General features: G+C 65.9%; 18 protein-coding genes. 7 read left to right on the top strand and 11 right to left on the bottom strand.

Annotated elements, in window-relative coordinates:
- Positions 1-7: 7 nt before the first annotated feature.
- From BTO20_RS31280 to BTO20_RS31265, 4 genes are all read right to left on the bottom strand, one after another.
- On the bottom strand, positions 8-646 hold the full coding sequence (locus BTO20_RS31280; protein ID WP_087079730.1) for a sensor domain-containing protein: 639 nt from the start codon (positions 644-646) through the stop codon (positions 8-10).
- Between the two features lie 4 nt (positions 647-650).
- Positions 651-1,100 (bottom strand): hypothetical protein, encoded by a 450-nt coding sequence (locus tag BTO20_RS31275; RefSeq protein ID WP_087079729.1) that lies wholly within the window; start codon positions 1,098-1,100, stop codon positions 651-653.
- Positions 1,097-2,314, bottom strand: a complete 1,218-nt coding sequence (locus BTO20_RS31270; RefSeq protein ID WP_087079728.1) for a Rieske 2Fe-2S domain-containing protein — start codon at positions 2,312-2,314, stop codon at positions 1,097-1,099. Before BTO20_RS31270 ends, BTO20_RS31275 begins: the two co-directional genes overlap by 4 nt.
- A 104-nt stretch (positions 2,315-2,418) precedes the next feature.
- Positions 2,419-2,949, bottom strand: a complete 531-nt coding sequence (locus BTO20_RS31265; protein WP_087082941.1) for a hypothetical protein — start codon at positions 2,947-2,949, stop codon at positions 2,419-2,421.
- A gap of 194 nt (positions 2,950-3,143) precedes the next feature.
- On the opposite strand from BTO20_RS31265, the gene BTO20_RS31260 reads away from it, so the two are divergent.
- Positions 3,144-3,677, top strand: coding sequence for a gamma carbonic anhydrase family protein (locus BTO20_RS31260; protein WP_087079727.1), 534 nt, complete (start codon positions 3,144-3,146; stop codon positions 3,675-3,677).
- Here BTO20_RS31260 and BTO20_RS31255 read toward each other — a convergent pair.
- The 5 genes from BTO20_RS31255 to BTO20_RS31235 are packed head-to-tail and all read right to left on the bottom strand — an operon-like array spanning position 3,674 to position 8,218.
- Positions 3,674-4,093 carry a nuclear transport factor 2 family protein gene (locus BTO20_RS31255; protein ID WP_087079726.1) on the bottom strand — a complete coding sequence of 140 codons (420 nt, stop codon included), beginning with the start codon at positions 4,091-4,093 and terminating at the stop codon, positions 3,674-3,676. The two genes, BTO20_RS31260 and BTO20_RS31255, sit on opposite strands and share 4 nt — an antisense overlap.
- Before the next feature lies 1 nt (position 4,094).
- Positions 4,095-4,973, bottom strand: coding sequence for a TIGR03619 family F420-dependent LLM class oxidoreductase (locus BTO20_RS31250; protein WP_087079725.1), 879 nt, complete (start codon positions 4,971-4,973; stop codon positions 4,095-4,097).
- 2 nt (positions 4,974-4,975) lie between these two features.
- Positions 4,976-6,154 (bottom strand): thiolase domain-containing protein, encoded by a 1,179-nt coding sequence (locus BTO20_RS31245; RefSeq protein ID WP_087079724.1) that lies wholly within the window; start codon positions 6,152-6,154, stop codon positions 4,976-4,978.
- Positions 6,155-7,216, bottom strand: a complete 1,062-nt coding sequence (locus BTO20_RS31240) for a thiolase domain-containing protein (protein ID WP_087079723.1) — start codon at positions 7,214-7,216, stop codon at positions 6,155-6,157.
- Positions 7,217-7,228: 12 nt separating this feature from the next.
- On the bottom strand, positions 7,229-8,218 hold the full coding sequence (locus BTO20_RS31235) for a Zn-ribbon domain-containing OB-fold protein (protein ID WP_087079722.1): 990 nt from the start codon (positions 8,216-8,218) through the stop codon (positions 7,229-7,231).
- A 57-nt stretch (positions 8,219-8,275) separates the two neighbouring features.
- On the opposite strand from BTO20_RS31235, the gene BTO20_RS31230 reads away from it, so the two are divergent.
- From BTO20_RS31230 to BTO20_RS31220, 3 genes are all read left to right on the top strand, one after another.
- Entirely contained in the window at positions 8,276-9,316 is a 1,041-nt protein-coding gene (locus BTO20_RS31230) for an LLM class F420-dependent oxidoreductase (protein WP_087079721.1), read from the top strand.
- Positions 9,317-9,474: 158 nt separating this feature from the next.
- Positions 9,475-10,155, top strand: a complete 681-nt coding sequence (locus BTO20_RS31225; RefSeq protein WP_087082939.1) for an acetoacetate decarboxylase family protein — start codon at positions 9,475-9,477, stop codon at positions 10,153-10,155.
- Positions 10,152-11,393 carry a cytochrome P450 gene (locus BTO20_RS31220; RefSeq protein ID WP_087079720.1) on the top strand — a complete coding sequence of 414 codons (1,242 nt, stop codon included), beginning with the start codon at positions 10,152-10,154 and terminating at the stop codon, positions 11,391-11,393. Before BTO20_RS31225 ends, BTO20_RS31220 begins: the two co-directional genes overlap by 4 nt.
- On the opposite strand, the gene BTO20_RS31215 is transcribed toward BTO20_RS31220, so the two are convergent.
- A complete protein-coding gene (locus tag BTO20_RS31215; RefSeq protein ID WP_087079719.1) occupies positions 11,394-12,047 on the bottom strand; it encodes a nitroreductase in 654 nt (217 codons plus the stop codon).
- A 167-nt stretch (positions 12,048-12,214) separates the two neighbouring features.
- Between BTO20_RS31215 and BTO20_RS31210 the strand changes: the two genes are divergently transcribed.
- Positions 12,215-12,502: a hypothetical protein gene (locus BTO20_RS31210; protein ID WP_087079718.1), complete on the top strand. Its 288-nt coding sequence runs from the start codon at positions 12,215-12,217 to the stop codon at positions 12,500-12,502.
- Between the two features lie 83 nt (positions 12,503-12,585).
- On the opposite strand, the gene BTO20_RS31205 is transcribed toward BTO20_RS31210, so the two are convergent.
- Entirely contained in the window at positions 12,586-13,386 is an 801-nt protein-coding gene (locus BTO20_RS31205) for a crotonase/enoyl-CoA hydratase family protein (RefSeq protein WP_087079717.1), read from the bottom strand.
- A gap of 33 nt (positions 13,387-13,419) precedes the next feature.
- Between BTO20_RS31205 and BTO20_RS31200 the strand changes: the two genes are divergently transcribed.
- Complete coding sequence (locus BTO20_RS31200; RefSeq protein ID WP_198344125.1) at positions 13,420-15,108, top strand: acyl-CoA synthetase; 1,689 nt, start codon at positions 13,420-13,422, stop codon at positions 15,106-15,108.
- Complete coding sequence (locus tag BTO20_RS31195; RefSeq protein WP_087079715.1) at positions 15,105-16,226, top strand: NAD(P)H-dependent flavin oxidoreductase; 1,122 nt, start codon at positions 15,105-15,107, stop codon at positions 16,224-16,226. Before BTO20_RS31200 ends, BTO20_RS31195 begins: the two co-directional genes overlap by 4 nt.
- Positions 16,227-16,233 lie beyond the last annotated feature (7 nt).

The following is a 16,233-nucleotide window of genomic DNA, read 5'->3' as shown; positions in this document are numbered from 1 at the left end:
AGCCCCATCACACCGTGGTGTTGGCGAGTGTGTTGATCCGCTTCAGTGCCTCGCGAGCCAGTGACAGCACGTCATAGCCGCCCACGACGCCGCACGTCGAGATCTCGATGGCGGCGTTGTGGGCGGCGACGAACGCGCTGTCGCAGGCCCAGTCAGGGCTGCGGAACGACCACAGCGCGATGTCCGGGGATCCTGAGTTGGCCTGTGGCAGAAGGGTGAACCTGTAGTGCTGGCCGCGCATCGTGGTGACGGTGAACGTGACGTCGCGGCAGGAATCGATGGCGTGGCGGGCATCGGCGAGCGCCGCCTTCGGGTCGAAGTCTCGGTGGTAGACCGCGACCATCTCTTCGATGTACACCCGGCCCTCGTCGGCCCAGTGCCCACCGTCGGTGGCCGCCGGGTGGCGGTCGGCGATGAACGGCGGATCGACCTCTCTGGCCACCCCGCTGCAGGTTTCGGGTGACACGGTGACGAACAGATTGCCGTCCTGATCCTGCACGTGCGGACTCAGCAGATCGTGGACCTGTCCCGCAGGGATGGGTGCCACCGATTGCTCAGCCTGCGGATGCGGCTGGTCGAGCACCCGGGTACAGCCGGTGAGTGCAAGGGTCAGACCGAGGATCAGAATCGACCCCCGTCGGAGCATGTCCTCAGCCGTCGCCAGGCGAGGGCGCCGAGGAGAACTCCTCCAGGCAACCCTCGGCGACAGCATGCCTGATGCTATCCGTCAGACGCGGGCACGAGCGTGCCCGCGCCGGATCGCCCCCGGATTCCCGCAGTTCGGCGAACACGGCACAACGTTGCGTCGCCTCCGAGTTCCACTGCACCGACGTGTGTTCCGGACCCAGCTTCTTGACCTGGACCGTGACGTGACAGAACCGGCAGTCCACCGAGGCCAGGCCCGAGGTGAGGTACCGCTGCCGGTCCTGCTCGGTGGCCTCCCGGACCGCGGCTGCTCGTTGCGGATCGGACGCGAAATCCGGTGCCTTGGACCATGTTCCGGGCTTGCTGTCACTGCCGGCGGGGTGCGGGTGGTCGTCATCGTGCACCCCGTGCAGCAGCAGCATCGAGCGAGCCAACTCGTCGACCTCGGGCCTCATGACGTCGACGCCTGCTCCGCCTGTTGCTGCCGGAGGTTCTCCTCCACCTCGATGTGCCATTTCTCGTTGGCCGCGGTGGTGTCGATCTCCATCTCGAACCGGTCGGTCATGTCCGGTGTCACGTCGGCGACGTCGACATAGAACTGCTGGTACCAGCGGCGCATCTGGTACACCGCACCGTCTTCCTCGACCAGCAGCGGGTTGTCGATACGGGTCTTGTGCCTCCAGATCTCGACGTCCTGCATGAAGCCCTTGCTGACACCGTCGGTCATCGCCGCGGCCAACTTCTCGGTGGTGGCATCGTCCATGCCCTTGGGCTTTTCGACGATCACACCCCACTGCAGCACGAATGCGTCCTGGCTGACCGGGTAGTGGCAGTTGATCAGGATGGACTCGGCCTTGTAGCCGCCGTAGTTGTTGTGCAGCCAGTTGATCATGAACGACGGCCCGAAGTACGACGCCTCCGAATCCAGATGTGCCTCACCGTAGGCCGTGCCCATGCCCCCGATGTCGGGGCGACCCACGTTGTGCAGGTACTGCGACGCGATGTGGCCTTCGAACACGTTCTTGAAGTACGTCGGCAGGCCGTAGTGAATGTAGAAGAAGTGCGCCATGTCGGTGACGTTGTCGATGATCTCGCGGCAGTTGCTGCCCTCGATGAGCATCGTGTTCCAACGCCAATCGGTCCAGTCGTCGCTCGCAACTTCCGGGATCTCGGGGATCCGCACTTCTTCCTGCGGCGGGTTGCCCTCGTGGTCGTGCCACACGAACAACAAGCCACCGCGGACGTCGGTGTGCCAGGCGCGCGTGCGGGCCAGCCGTGGGGTGCGCTTGGCGTAGGGGACCAACTTGCACTTGCCGTCGCCGCCCCAGCGCCAGTCGTGGAACGGGCAGGCAATGGTGTCGCCCTTGATGGTGCCCTGGGACAGGTCGCCGCCCATGTGACGGCAGTAGCCGTCGAGAATCTTGACGTCCCCCTGCGAATCGGCGAACACCACCAGCTTGGTGCCGAACGCCTCGATGGAGTGCGGCTCGCCGTTCAGGTAGTCCTTCACCGGGCCGAGGCAGTGCCAGCCCCGCGCATACCGATCGGGCAGCGCGCCGGTGTCGATCTCTCGAACAGCAGAGCTGAATCCCCGGTCGCTTCGCTCCTGCCCGCCGACGCTGATTCCCCGGTCGCTGCGCTCCTGCCCGCCGGCAGTCTCCGTAGCCATGACGCCTCCAGTCCGTCTCTCTCTAACTAGAACACGTTACAGTTTTTCCTCCGCGTCTGGCAATGAGGGTGTGTGACCTGTCGCGTAGCGCGCCGTCGGCCGCGTTATGTCGCCGGTAAACCCACCCGGAGGGCGATCTCCTGCATCGTTCCCACGCTGGTCACGACCTGTGGTGACGCCGGCTGGCCAGGGGCGCTGTCGAACTCGAGCCGAACCAGGGCGCGCCCCTCGGTGAACATGAGAAGCGTCACTGCTTTGGCGCCGTCGGGCGAGACGCCGGCCACGACGGTGCCGTCCGTGCCGACCGGAAACGGCTGCGGGGTGCCGCCGGTGACTATCGTGCTCACAGCGGTCGACGCCTGCCGCAGCGTGGCCGTGGCGGTGGCGGCATCGGGATAGATCAGGATCGTGTCGGCGATGGCCTTGGTGTCGTCGGTGTTGACGAAGAACGCGCTGGCGCCGGACATGCCGTTCGGATTGGTGTTCGACGACCTCACGGTGAAGGTGTCCGGCGGAATGCTGATGTCGGTTGCGGTCAGCATCAGGCGGCTGTAATCGAGGCTGCCCGGCTTGGTGGTACCCGCGACCGGCGGGGCGGCTGCGGGTGGCGCGCTGGACGCTGTGGTGGGCGTCATACCCCAGCGCGCGGCGGAGCCTGGGTCGGTGGCGGAGCAGCTCGCCGCCGTCGTGGCGACGATCGTGGCGAGACCTGCAGTGAGCACGAGTTTCAGCGGCGATGACGTCGGGAACGGCATAATTACTGTTCACAGTACGCGTCGCGATGAGCGACTGCCCGGCCTGCGAGGCCGGCCTGCGGTATATGTGAACGATGCCCCTGTACTCATTCGAGGGCCGCGCGCCCAGAGTGGATCCGACTGCATTCGTGGCGCCGACCGCCACGTTGATCGGTGATGTCACGGTCGAGGCCGGTGCGTCGGTGTGGTTCAACGCGGTGCTGCGGGGTGACTATGCGCCCATCGTGATCCGTGTGGGCGCCAACGTGCAGGACGGCTCGGTTCTGCACGCCCCTCCCGGTATTCCGGTGGACATCGGGCCGGGCGCGACGGTGGCGCACATGTGCGTCGTACATGGTGCGCATGTCGGAGCCGAGGCGTTGATCGCCAACCACTCGACGGTGCTCGACGGCGCCGTGATCGGGCGACGCAGCTTGATCGCCGCCCACTCATTGGTGGTGGGCGGCACCAAGATTCCCGACGAGGTGCTGGTCACCGGCGCGCCCGCGAAGATCAGGGGACCGATCGGGGGCACCGGGGCCGAGATGTGGGTCAACACCAACCCACAGGCCTACCAGGAGCTGGCGCAGCGCTACCTGACCGGCCTCTCGGAGGTACCGGAGGGTTAGGCCGGCGTCGCGGTCGCCGCGGCGCGGTCGACCTCCCAGAAGGCCCGCAGCGCGACCATCTCTCCCGCATCGTTGACGCGGTAGGTGAACACGCCTTCGGTGGTGATCTGATGGCCGCCCATGGTGGTCACGATGCTTCCCACGTTGGCTTCCTCGTTGCCGCACTGGAAGGTGTCGACGAACCTGAACTCCAGGTTGTCGGTAGGGGCAATCGCCTTGTCCCAGAAGGCCGCGATGGCCTCCTTGCCGTGATGGCCGTTGCCTTCGGGGTCGAAGAACGACGGCCCGATCGGGTCCTGCACGATCGCGTCGTCGGCGAACACCGCCAGCCACGCCTCCTTGTCCCGCGCCGCCACCGCGGCCCGCGACCGCTGGCCCGCCAGATGAGCCGGATGGTTGGGATCGGTCACTGCCATGTCAGTCCTGCCAGCCGGAGTGGATGTAGATGTCGGCGAACCGCTTGAGCGAGTCCTGCTTCTTCTCCAGCGGAGCGTCGAAGCCCAGGCCCTCGAGCAGCCACGGGATGACGATGTTGTCGGTGATGCCCGCCGCGGCGAGCTCGCGGTGCCCGTCGAGGTCGAATTTGTCGATGCACACCGCCTGGTACTCGAAAGGCTCGTCGGCTCTGCCGTATTCGGCGCGCAGCTTGTTGATGGCCTGAACCGTCTCGGCCAGCTGGGCGCACGTCATCATCGCGCTGGTCCAGCCGTCACCGACCCGGGCGGCCCGCTTGAGTGCGACCGGGGTGTGCCCGCCGACGTAGAACGGGACCGGCTGCGACGGCGCGGGGCTCATCTGCAAGCGGTCGAAATCGTAGAACTCCCCGTGGAACTCGACCATGCCGCCGCCGAGTACCAGCTTGAGCACTTCGATCATCTCGTCGACACGTGCCCCGCGCTTGGCGAACGGTACCCCGCACCATTCGAATTCCTCTGGGGCCCACCCGATTCCGACGCCGAAACCGAAGCGGTTGCCGGTAAGGTTGGCCACTGAGCCAACCTGCCGCGCGAGTAGCAGCGGATTACGCGAGCCGAGTTTCATGACGTTGGTGTAGAACCGCAGCGTCGAGGTCACCGCACCCATCGACGCGGCCGCGATCAGCGGATCCACCCACGGAGTCTCGGCGTTCCACATCCGCGATCCGTCCGGCGTGTACGGGTAATCGGCGGCCTGCTTCTCCATGTAGAACAGCGAGTCGGGCAGGGCGATGGAATCGAACCCGACTTCCTCTGCGGTACGGGCCAATCCGGTCAGATGTTCCAGCGGCCCCATGGCCACGCTCAGCGTGTACTTCATGCTCATGACTTGTCCGCCGGCTTGTCGCTGCCGACCACCCACATCGAGTAGTACTGTGCACCACCACCATAGGCGTGACCGAGAGCCTTGCGGGCGCCCTCGACCTGATGATCACCCGCCTTGCCCATGACCTGGATCGCCGACTCCGCGAAGCGGATCATGCCCGACGCGCCGATCGGATTCGAACTCAGTACGCCGCCCGAGGCGTTGAACGGGATCTTGCCGCCGATGGCCGTTTCCCCGGCCTCGGTGAGCTTCCAGCCCTCACCCTCCGCGGCAAAACCCAAATTCTCCAACCACATCGGTTCGAACCAGGAGAACGGCACATACACCTCGGCGACGTCGATCTCGTCGATCGGGCTGGTGATGCCCGCGTCACGCCACAGCGCTGCGGCGGCGTCGCGGCCGGCCTGCGGGTTGACCTGGTCGCGACCCGAGTAGGCCAGCGGTTCGGTACGCAGTGCGGTGGCGTGGATCCAAGCCACCGGGTGTCCGTCGGCGGCCCGGGCATCGGCCGTCTCTTCGTCGCCGATCACCATCGCGGCCGCACCGTCGGAGGACGGACAGGTCTCGTCGAAACGGATCGGATCCCACAGCATCTGGGACGACATCACCTTCTCCAGCGTGATGTCGGGCTGGTGCAGATGGGCCAAGGGGTTCTTGGCACCGTTGAGGCGGTCCTTGACCGCGACCATCGCGCCGATGTGATCCGGTGCGCCCGAGCGCCGGATGTAGGCGCGCACGTGCGGTGCGAAATATCCGCCGGCACCGGCGCCCACCGGCTTGGTGAATGGCACCGGGATGCTCAACGCCCACATGGCATTCGACTCGGACTGCTTCTCCCACGCCATGGTGAGCACGCGGCGGTACTTGCCGGATTTCACCAGGCTCGCGGCGACGACGGCCGTCGATCCGCCCACCGAGCCCGCGGTGTGCACGCGGATCAGCGGCTTGTTGGTCGCGCCGGTCGCATCGGCCATGAACAGTTCGGGCATCATGACGCCCTCGAAGAAGTCCGGTGCCTTACCCACCACGACGGCGTCGATATCGGCCATCGTCGAACCGGAATCGGCGAGTGCTTTATCGATGGCCTCGCGCACCAGGCCGTTCATCGAGACGTCGTGACGTTTGGCCACGTACTTGGTCTGCCCGGTGCCGAGGACGGCTGCCTTGTTGGCCATCTAGCTCTTCCCTTCCAGGACGGTGACCAGGTTCTGTTGCAGCGCAGGGCCACTCGTGGCATGCGCCAGCACGCGGCCCGCGGAGCCATCGAAAATAAGTTGTGCGGCAAAGCCGATGCGCTCCAGGCCGGCCGAGAACATCGGGTTGGCGGCCAGCGCGCCACCTGACGGGTTGACCTTGGTCGACGCGCCCAGGCCGATGGCCTCGGTGAGGATCAGCTGCTGATGCGTGAACGGCGCGTGCAACTCGGCGACATCGAACGCGGTGTCGCCGCCGGTCGCGGCCTGCGCGGAGGCCTCCGTCGACGGCGAGGTCGTCAGGTCCCGCGCACCCAGGATCGGCGTCTCGATGCGGTGCTCGAAACCGGTGATCCAGGCGGGGTTTTCGCGCAGTTCGCGGGCCCGGTCGCCGGCCGCGAGCACGATCGCCGCGGCGCCGTCGGTGATGGGGGCGATGTCGTGGCGGCGCAGCGGATCGGCGAAGAATGGCCGGTCCAGCAGCTCGGCGACAGTGTCGGCCGATTTCACCGAATCGACCCGCTCAGCTGCGGCGAACGAGTCCAGCGCCACCTGCGCCATGGTCTCGGCGGTCCACTTGCCGGCGTCGAGACCGAAGCGGGCCTGCAGGCCGGCCATGGACACCGAATCGGGCCACAGCGGTGCGACGGTGTACGGGTCGGTCTGCAGGGCCAGCACGCGGCGCAGCACGCCCGCGCTGGACTTCCCGAAACCGTAGACCAATGCGGTGTCGACTTCGCCGGTGAGGATCTTGATGTAAGCCTCATACAGTGCCCATGCGGCGTCCATCTCGACGTGGGACTCGTTGATAGGCGGTACCGCGCCGATCGAGTCGATCGCGGAGATGAACGAGAACGCCCGTCCGGCAAGGTAGTCCGAGGACCCCGAGCACCAGAAACCGATGTCGGTCTGCTGCAGGCCGAGTTCGGCATAGAGCTGGGCGAAACACGGCATCAGCATCTCGACACCGTTGGTGGTGCCGTCGGTGCGTCGCACATGCGGGGCATGCGCGAAACCGACGACAGCAACATCACGAACAGTCATGTGGGGTTTCCCTTACAGGTGGTGCTTGTAGCTGTCGTAGTCGGCGTCGGGCTCACCCGTCGGCCGGAAATGAGAGATGTTGTCGATGCCCAGGCCCCATTCCTCACGGGGGCGCCACACGGCCTCGACCCGCATGCCCATGCGCACCTCGTCGGCAGGGATCTCGGTCACCAGGTGCAGGAACGGGATATCAGCACCGTCGAGCAGCACATACGCCGCCACGTACGGCGGTTTGATGCGCTGTCCCGCGAACGGGATGTTGATGATCGCGAACGTGGTGACAGTGCCCTTGTCGGACAGCTCGACATACTCGGTCAACTGCTGACCGGTGGCCGGATCAGCCTCGCGCGCAGGGAAATACACCTTCCCGTTCTCGCCCGTGCGCGCACCGAGCAGCGTGCCCTCCTGCAGTGCCCGCAGGTACGCGCTCTCCGGGTACGACGCGGAATGCTGGATCTCGATGGCCGTCGGCACCACGAGCATGGTGATCGGATCGCGGTCGTCGGTCACATCCGGAACGTCTTCAGGGGTGTCACCCGGCACGAAGTACGCGATATCGGCGATCGCGCCGACAGGTTCGTCGACCCAGTGCACATGGACCCGGTCCCCGGTGCTGAGCTGGCCTTCCGGGGCGTCGACCGCATGGAGCAGCGGCGTGTCGGCGCCGTCGAGCTTGATCAACGCCCAGGCGAACGGACGGTCCAGCGGCTGGCCCTCGAGTGGCTCCGGCTGCCAGGTCCAGGACAACACCGTCCCGACGCTGGAGACCGGCACCACCTCGGTCAGTGGTTCGTAGCTGACCGGGTCATACTCGGCGGGTGGCACATGCACACGCCCGTCCGACCCGCGTACGCCGACGACGCGGCGGTCACGCAGGGCAGTGAAGAACTGACCGAGCACCGGGCCCACTGAACGGGTGTAGTCAAACGACAGTTTCAGTGGCGCAGAAAGTGGCGGCTCGTGATGATCTATCGAGGCCGGGCGGCTTTGGCTGGCTGTCACACATCGAGTAGAACAGGTTCTAAGAATCGTGGCAAGGACGGGTCGAAAGGCAAACTAATGAAGCTCGGTCTTCAACTCGGATATTGGGGCGCGCAGCCGCCCACCAACCATGCGGAGCTGGTCGCTGCCGCCGAGGACGCTGGGTTCGACACCGTGTTCACCGCTGAGGCGTGGGGTTCGGACGCGTTCACGCCGCTGGCCTGGTGGGGGCGCGAGACCAGCCGGCTGCGGTTGGGCACATCGGTGGTCCAGCTCTCGGCCCGCACCCCGACGGCGTGCGCGATGGCGTCGCTGACCCTGGACCATCTCTCGGGTGGCAGGCACGTCCTCGGGCTCGGGGTGTCCGGGCCGCAGGTGGTCGAGGGCTGGTACGGCCAGAAGTTCCCCAAGCCGTTGGCCCGCACGCGCGAGTACATCGACGTCATCCGCCAGGTCTGGGCCCGCGAGGCCCCCGTCACCAGCGCGGGACCGCACTACCCGCTGCCGGCCTCGGGCGAGGGTACGACCGGGCTGGGCAAACCACTCAAGCCCATCACCCATCCGCTGCGCGCCGACATCCCCATCATGCTCGGCGCCGAAGGCCCCAAGAACGTCGCGCTGGCCGCCGAGATCTGTGACGGCTGGCTGCCGATCTTCTACACGCCGCGCATGGCCGACACCTACAACGCCTGGCTCGACGAAGGGTTCGCGAAGCCGGGGGCGCGTCGATCCCGCGAAAACTTCGAGATCTGCGCGACGGCCAACATCGTCATCACCGAGGACCGCCCCGCGGCCTTCGCGGCGATGAAGCCATACCTCGCGCTCTACATGGGCGGAATGGGTTCGGAGGACACCAATTTTCACGCCGAGGTCTACCGCCGGATGGGCTACGGCGACGTGGTCGACGAGGTGACGGCGCTGTTCCGTTCGGGCCGTCAGGACGGAAAGGACCGAGCGGCCAAAGTCATCCCGGACGAGGTGGTCGACGATGCGGCCATCGTCGGCGACAAAGACTACGTACGGGAGCAGATCAAGGTCTGGGAGGCCGCCGGCGTCACCACGATGGTGGTGAGTGGCCGTAGTGCCGAACAGCTCCGGGAGTTGGCCACCCTCGTGTAGCTGGGACATTTTCCCTCGCCGGTAACGGTAGACACTTCTTGCAAAGTGTTTAGAACGCGTTCTAGATTTGGGGTGTGACCGACGCCACTGGGTCTTCGCGCAAGCGCTCATCCGAAGCCACGCCCTCGCAGCACACCGTCGCCGGCTCTGTGGTGACCATGCCCGTGCGGATCCGCGCCGCGGATCAACACATGGCGATGTTCTCCGTCGACGCCGGCGCCGCGCAGCGGATGATCGACTACAGCGGCCTACAGGTCTGCCGCTACCGGCCGGGCCGCGCCGTCGTCGTGCTGATGCTCATGCGCTACACCGACGGCGACCTGGGGCAGTACCTGGAATACGGCACCAATGTCATGGTCAACCCGCCCGGTTCGACCGCAGGCGGCATGCGCGCCCTTCAGTCCGCCGCAGCGTTCATCCACCACCTGCCCGTCGATCAAGAGTTCACGTGCGAGGCCGGACGGTCGATCTGGGGCTATCCAAAAGTGATGGCGGACTTCACTGTTCGTGACGGCCGGCAGTTCGGGTTCGATGTGACGATCGACGGGCAGCTCGCGGTCGGGATGGAATTCAAACCTGGGGTCCCGGTGCCTGCCAGGTTCACGTCCAAGCCGCAGGTCCACCCGACCTTCTCGCACCTCGACGGCGTCACCCGGGAAACCGCGGGGGAGATGCGGCTTTCCGGCGTGCGCTATCGGCTCGGCGGGGTCCGGCTGTGGCTGGGCGATCACCCGTACGCCAACGAGCTTGCGGCACTTGGCCTGCCCAAACGCGCCCTCCTATCGAGTTCAGTGCAGAACGTGCAGATGACGTTCGGTGACGCCAAGGAGATCTCATGACCCAGACCCTTCCCAGCACCAAGCCCGACGTCGACCTGGCTGACGGGAGGTTTTACTCCAACGGCGGAGCTCGTGAGGCCTACCGCTGGATGCGGGCCAACGAGCCGGTGTTCCGGGACCGCAACGGCCAGGCCGCGGCGGCCACCTATCAGGCGGTGCTCGACGCCGAGCGCAACCCCGAGCTGTTCTCCAGCGCAGGCGGTATCCGGCCAGACCAGCCCGGCATGCCGTACATGATCGACATGGACGATCCCGCACACCTGTTGCGGCGCAAGCTCGTCAACGCCGGGTTCACGCGCAAGCGGGTGATGGACAAGGTGCCATCGATCATCCGGCTGTGTGACACGCTCATCGACGCGGTGTGCGAACGCGGCGAGTGCGACTTCGTCCGCGACATCGCTGCGCCGCTGCCGATGGCCGTCATCGGCGACATGCTCGGAGTGCTGCCCGAAGAGCGGGACATGCTGCTGCGGTGGTCCGACGACCTGGTGTGCGGGCTGTCCTCACACGTCGACCAGACCGTCATCCAGAAGCTGATGGAGACGTTCGCCGCGTACACCGAGTTCACCAGGAACGAGGTCATCAAGCGGCGGGCCAATCCCACTGACGACCTCTTCTCGATCCTGGTCAACGCGGAGGTCGAGGGCCAGCAGATGAGCGACGACGAGATCGTCTTCGAGACGCTGCTGATCCTCATCGGCGGTGACGAGACCACCCGGCACACCCTGAGCGGCGGCGTCGAGCAACTGCTGCGGCACCACGATCAGTGGGACACGTTGGTGGCGGATGAGCGCTTGTCCAAAGACCATAAATCGCACCAGGAGAAACTCCCCGGCGCCATCGAGGAGATGCTGCGCTGGACCTCGCCGGTGAAGAACATGTGCCGCACGCTGACCGCCGATACAACCTTCCACGGCACCGAGCTCAGATCCGGCGAAAAGATCATGCTGATGTTCGAGTCGGCCAACTTCGACGAGGCCGTGTTCGGCGACCCAGACACGTTCCGGATCGACCGGAATCCCAACAGCCATCTGGCATTCGGCTTCGGAACACATTTCTGCCTGGGCAATCAGCTGGCCCGGTTGGAGCTCAAGCTGATGGTCGGGCGGTTGTTGCAGCGGTTGCCCGATCTGCGGCTGGACACCGGAGCCGACGTGCCGCTGCGCCCAGCGAACTTCGTCAGCGGCCCGGAGGCGATGCCGGTGGTGTTCACCCCGACCGCGCCGGTCTCGCGTTGATCAGTCTTCGAGGTAAGAGACATTGTCGCTGACCGGGTTTCGCGGCGACCGCACGGTGTTCGCAGGAAAATCCGTGACGCCGTAGCCCACCGCGACCCCGCACATGATGCGCATGTCGTCGCTGATCCCGAGTTGCTCGCGCACGATCTCGGGATAGCCCGCGATCGATACCTGCACGCAGCTGTCGAGGCCCCGTGCGGTGAGCGCCAGCAGGAACGTCTGCAGGAACATGCCCACCCCGAGGCTGTCGGCATGGCCCAGCTCGCGGTGCATACATACGACGCCGGCCAGCGGTGCGCCGAAAAATTCCCAGTTGCGTAGCACTGCAAGGCGTCTGGCCGCGACGTCGGCGCGGGCGATGCCCATCGCGCCGTACACCAACTTGCCGACGTCGCGTCGGTAGTGCTCGAACTGTGCGGGCAGCGGAGGGATCTGCGGATCCGTCGCCTGTGCCTCGGCCAACAGCGCCTTGACGAGCCTGTCCCGCGCGGGGCCCGTGGTGAACACCACCTGCCAGGGCTGGACGTTGGAGTTCGACGGCGCGTGGATGGCGAGCTCGAGGGCTTCGTCGACCAACTGCCGAGGAACGGGTTTGTTCGGCCGGAACAGTCGCGTGGAGTGCCGCGCCAGGATCGCTGCCTCGAGGTCATGCATAGCTCAGCACCGTATAGGTCCTGGTGAGCGCCTACCCAGTCATTTTCTGCGGGATCCGGAAAGCTGTGTGCTGGTTAAGTTTTCGCTATGTATCTGATACGCGAACTTCCTTTGCGGCGACATTATTAGATAGGCTTTCTAAATGTGATGACGAGGAGGTGCACGATATGGCACGACGTAAATTGCGGCAGAGGCTGATCGGTGGGGTCGTGATCAGCGGAGCGCTCGTGGCGGGATCGCTCGGCGTGTCCGGGGTGGCCAATGCCGAGCCCGCGACGATGCCGGCAGGCGTCCAATTCGGGTCCGTCCCGCTCTGGGGCCCGCCGCCACCACCGCCCCCGCCGTTCTGGGGGCCACCCCCGCCACCGTTCTGGGGTCCACCGCCACCACCGTTCTGGGGACCACCGCCGCCGCCCCCTCCGCCGTTCTGGGGGCCGCCACACCGGCGTTGGTGAGCGACGGGCCCAGATAACGACAGCGCCGAGGACTGCGGCCAAATACTGACCGCAATCCTCGGCGCAAACGTCTGGCGGACGGCCTATTTCATCTGGAAGTTGGGCGCCCGCTTCTCCTTGAAGGCGAGCGGGCCCTCCTTGGCATCCTGAGAGAGGAACACCGGGATGCCGTTGGCGGTGTCGGGCTTGAACGCGTCGAGCTCGTGCATGCCCTCCGTCTCGCGGATGGTCTTGAGGATCGCCTGCACGGCCAGCGGGCCGTTGTTGTTGATCACCTCGGCGATCTCCAGCGCCTTGTCCAGCGCTGTACCGTCGGGCACCACGTAGCCGATCAGGCCGTAGGACAGTGCCTCGGCGGCGGTGATGTGGCGTCCGGTCAGCAGCAGATCGCACGCGATGGTGTACGGGATCTGACGGACCAGGCGCACCGCCGAGCCGCCCATCGGGTAGAGGCTCCACTTGGCTTCGGAGATGCCGAACTTCGCGCTCTCACCGGCCACCCGGATATCGGTGCCCTGCAGGATCTCGGTACCGCCGGCGATGGCCGGGCCCTCGACTGCGGCGATCAGGGGCTTGGTGAGGCGGCGGCCCTTGAGCAGGCCGTCGATGCGTGACGGGTCGTAGCTGCCGTCCTTGAAGGAGTCACCCGGCGGCTTCTTGGTCGCGCCCTTGAGGTCCATGCCCGCGCAGAAGTAGCCGCCCGCGCCGGTGAGGATGCAGGTGCGGATCTCCGGATCGTTGTCGACGCGGTCCCAGGCCTCGACCATGATCGAGAGCATCTCGGTGGAAAGCGCATTGCGCGCCTCCGGCCGGTTCAGCGTCAGGATCAGGGTGTGTCCGCGCTGCTCAATGAGGGCGTCGGGCCCTTTTGGGGTATCGCTCACGGGTGTCCGCCTCTCTGCGTTTCCGCCCCAGACTTGTCACGAAATGTAACACGTTCTAGTTTAGGTTCTGTGGCTCTGAATATCGCCGATCTCGCCGAGCACGCCATCGACGCTGTGCCGGACCGTGTCGCCCTGATCTGCGGGGACGAAAAGCTGACCTACGCCGAGCTTGAGGCCAAGGCCAACCAGTTGGCTCATTACCTCATCTCCCAGGGTGTCAAGAAGGACGACAAGGTCGGCTTGTATTGCCGCAACCGCAACGAGATCGTCATCGCGATGCTGGGCATCGTCAAAGCCGGCGCGATTCTGGTCAATGTCAACTTCCGCTATGTCGAGGGCGAGCTCAAATACCTGTTCGACAACTCCGACATGGTCGCCCTCGTCCACGAGCGCCAGTACTCCGACCGGGTCGCCAACGTGCTGCCGGAACTGCCGCTGCTCAAGACGATTCTGGTCGTCGACGACGGGTCCGACAACGACTTCCAGCGCTACGGCGGGGTGGAGTTCTACTCCGCCATCGCCGACCAGTCGCCCGAGCGTGACTTCGGGCCGCGCAGCGAGGACGACATCTACCTGCTCTACACCGGTGGCACCACAGGTTTCCCCAAGGGCGTGATGTGGCGTCACGAGGACATCTATCGGGTGTTGTTCGGCGGCACCGACTTTGCGACCGGCGAACCGATCGCCGACGAATACGATCTGTCCAAGCAGGCCGCCGCGAACCCACCGATGATCCGGCTGCCCATCCCGCCGATGATCCACGGCGCGACGCAGTCGGCCACCTGGATGGCGCTGTTCACCGGCCACACCGTGGTGCTGATGCCGGAGTTCGACGCCGATGCGGCGTGGCGAATGATCCACGAGCACAAGGTGAATCTGCTGTTCTTCACCGGCGACGCGATGGCCCGCCCGCTGCTGGATGCGCTGCTCGCGCATCAGGACGCGGGTAACGAGTACGACCTGTCGTCGCTGTTCCTACTCGCCAGCACCGCGGCCCTGTTCTCGACCAGTCTCAAGGAGAAATTCCTTGAGCTGCTGCCGAATCGGATCATCACCGACTCGATCGGCTCGTCGGAGACCGGTTTCGGCGGCACCAGCATCGTCGCCAAGGGACAGAGCCACACCGGCGGCCCGCGGGTGACCATCGACAAGAACACCAAGGTGCTCGACGACGACGGCAACGAGGTGGTCCCGGGTTCCGGCGTGCGTGGCATCATCGCGAAGTGCGGCCACATCCCGGTCGGCTACTTCAAGGACGAGAAGAAGACGGCCGAGACGTTCCGGACCATCAACGGTGTGCGATATGCGATTCCGGGCGACTACGCCGAGGTCGAGGCCGACGGCAGCGTGACGATGCTCGGCCGGGGCTCGGTGTCGATCAACAGCGGCGGCGAGAAGATCTACCCCGAAGAGGTCGAGGCTGCGCTCAAGGGTCACCCCGACGTGTTCGACGCGTTGGTAGTGGGTGTGCCCGACGAGCGTTTCGGTCAGCACGTCGCCGCGGTGGTGCAGCCGCGTGAGGGCGCCCGCCCCTCGTTGGCCGACCTGGACGCGTTCGTGCGCACGGAGATCGCCGGGTACAAGGTGCCACGCAGCCTGTGGCTGGTCGACGAGGTCAAGCGCTCACCGGCGGGCAAGCCCGACTACCGGTGGGCCAAGGAGCAGACCGAACAGCGTGCCGCCGATGAGGTGCATGCGAATCATGTGGGAGTAACCAAATGAAGACCGATCTGTGCGAGCGGTTCGGAATCGAATACCCGATCTTCGTCTTCACGCCGTCGGAGAAGGTCGCCGCCGCGGTGAGCAAGGCCGGCGGGCTGGGTGTGCTCGGCTGCGTGCGGTTCAACGACGCCGATGATCTGGAGAACGTCCTGCAGTGGATGGACACCAACACCGACGGCAAGCCCTATGGCGTCGACGTCGTGATGCCCGCCAAGATCCCGACTGAGGGCCCGGCCGTCGACATCAACAAGCTGATCCCGCAGGGCCATCGCGACTTCGTCGCCAAAACCCTTGCCGATCTTGGTGTTCCGCCACTGTCGGAGGACGAGGAGCGCAACGAGGGGGTGCTGGGCTGGCTGCATTCTGTGGCCCGCAGCCACGTCGAGGTGGCGCTCAAGCATCCCATCAAGCTGATCGCCAACGCGCTGGGTTCACCGCCCAACGACGTCATCGAGCAGGTGCACGCCGCCGGTGTGCCGGTGGCAGCGCTGGCCGGCAGCGCCAAGCACGCCCTGCGCCACGTCGACAACGGCGTGGACATCGTTGTCGCACAAGGGCACGAGGCGGGTGGGCACACGGGTGAGATCGGCTCGATGGTGCTGTGGCCGGAAATCGTTGACGCACTTGATGGTAAGGCGCCAGTGCTGGCCGCCGGTGGCATCGGCACCGGCAAGCAGGTCGCGGCGGCGCTGGCGCTGGGGGCGTCGGGCGTGTGGATGGGCTCGGCCTTCCTGACGTCGGCCGAATACGATCTGGGCCACCGTCTCCCCGGCGGCACATCGACCATCCAGGAGGCGCTGCTGCGGGCGGGCACCGCCGACACTGTGCGCCGCAAGATCTACACCGGCAAGCCGGCCCGGCTGCTCAAGACCAAGTGGACCGACGCGTGGGACGCCCCGGACGCACCGGAGCCGCTGCCGATGCCGCTGCAGAACATTCTCGTCAGCGAGGCGCATCAGCGGATGAACGAGTCGGACAATCCGGACACCGTGTCGATGCCGGTCGGTCAGATCGTGGGCAGGATGAACGAGATCCGCCCGGTCGCCGACATCATCGCCGAGCTGGTCAGCGGTTTCGAGGCCGCCACCAAGCGCCTCGACGACGTCCGCGACAGCTAGTTTCGCG

Origin of the sequence: Mycobacterium dioxanotrophicus (assembly GCF_002157835.1) — a bacterium.
GTDB classification, from domain to species: domain Bacteria; phylum Actinomycetota; class Actinomycetes; order Mycobacteriales; family Mycobacteriaceae; genus Mycobacterium; species Mycobacterium dioxanotrophicus.
Note: the sequence above shows the minus strand (reverse complement) of the source record. Positions and strands in the feature narration are given on the sequence as shown.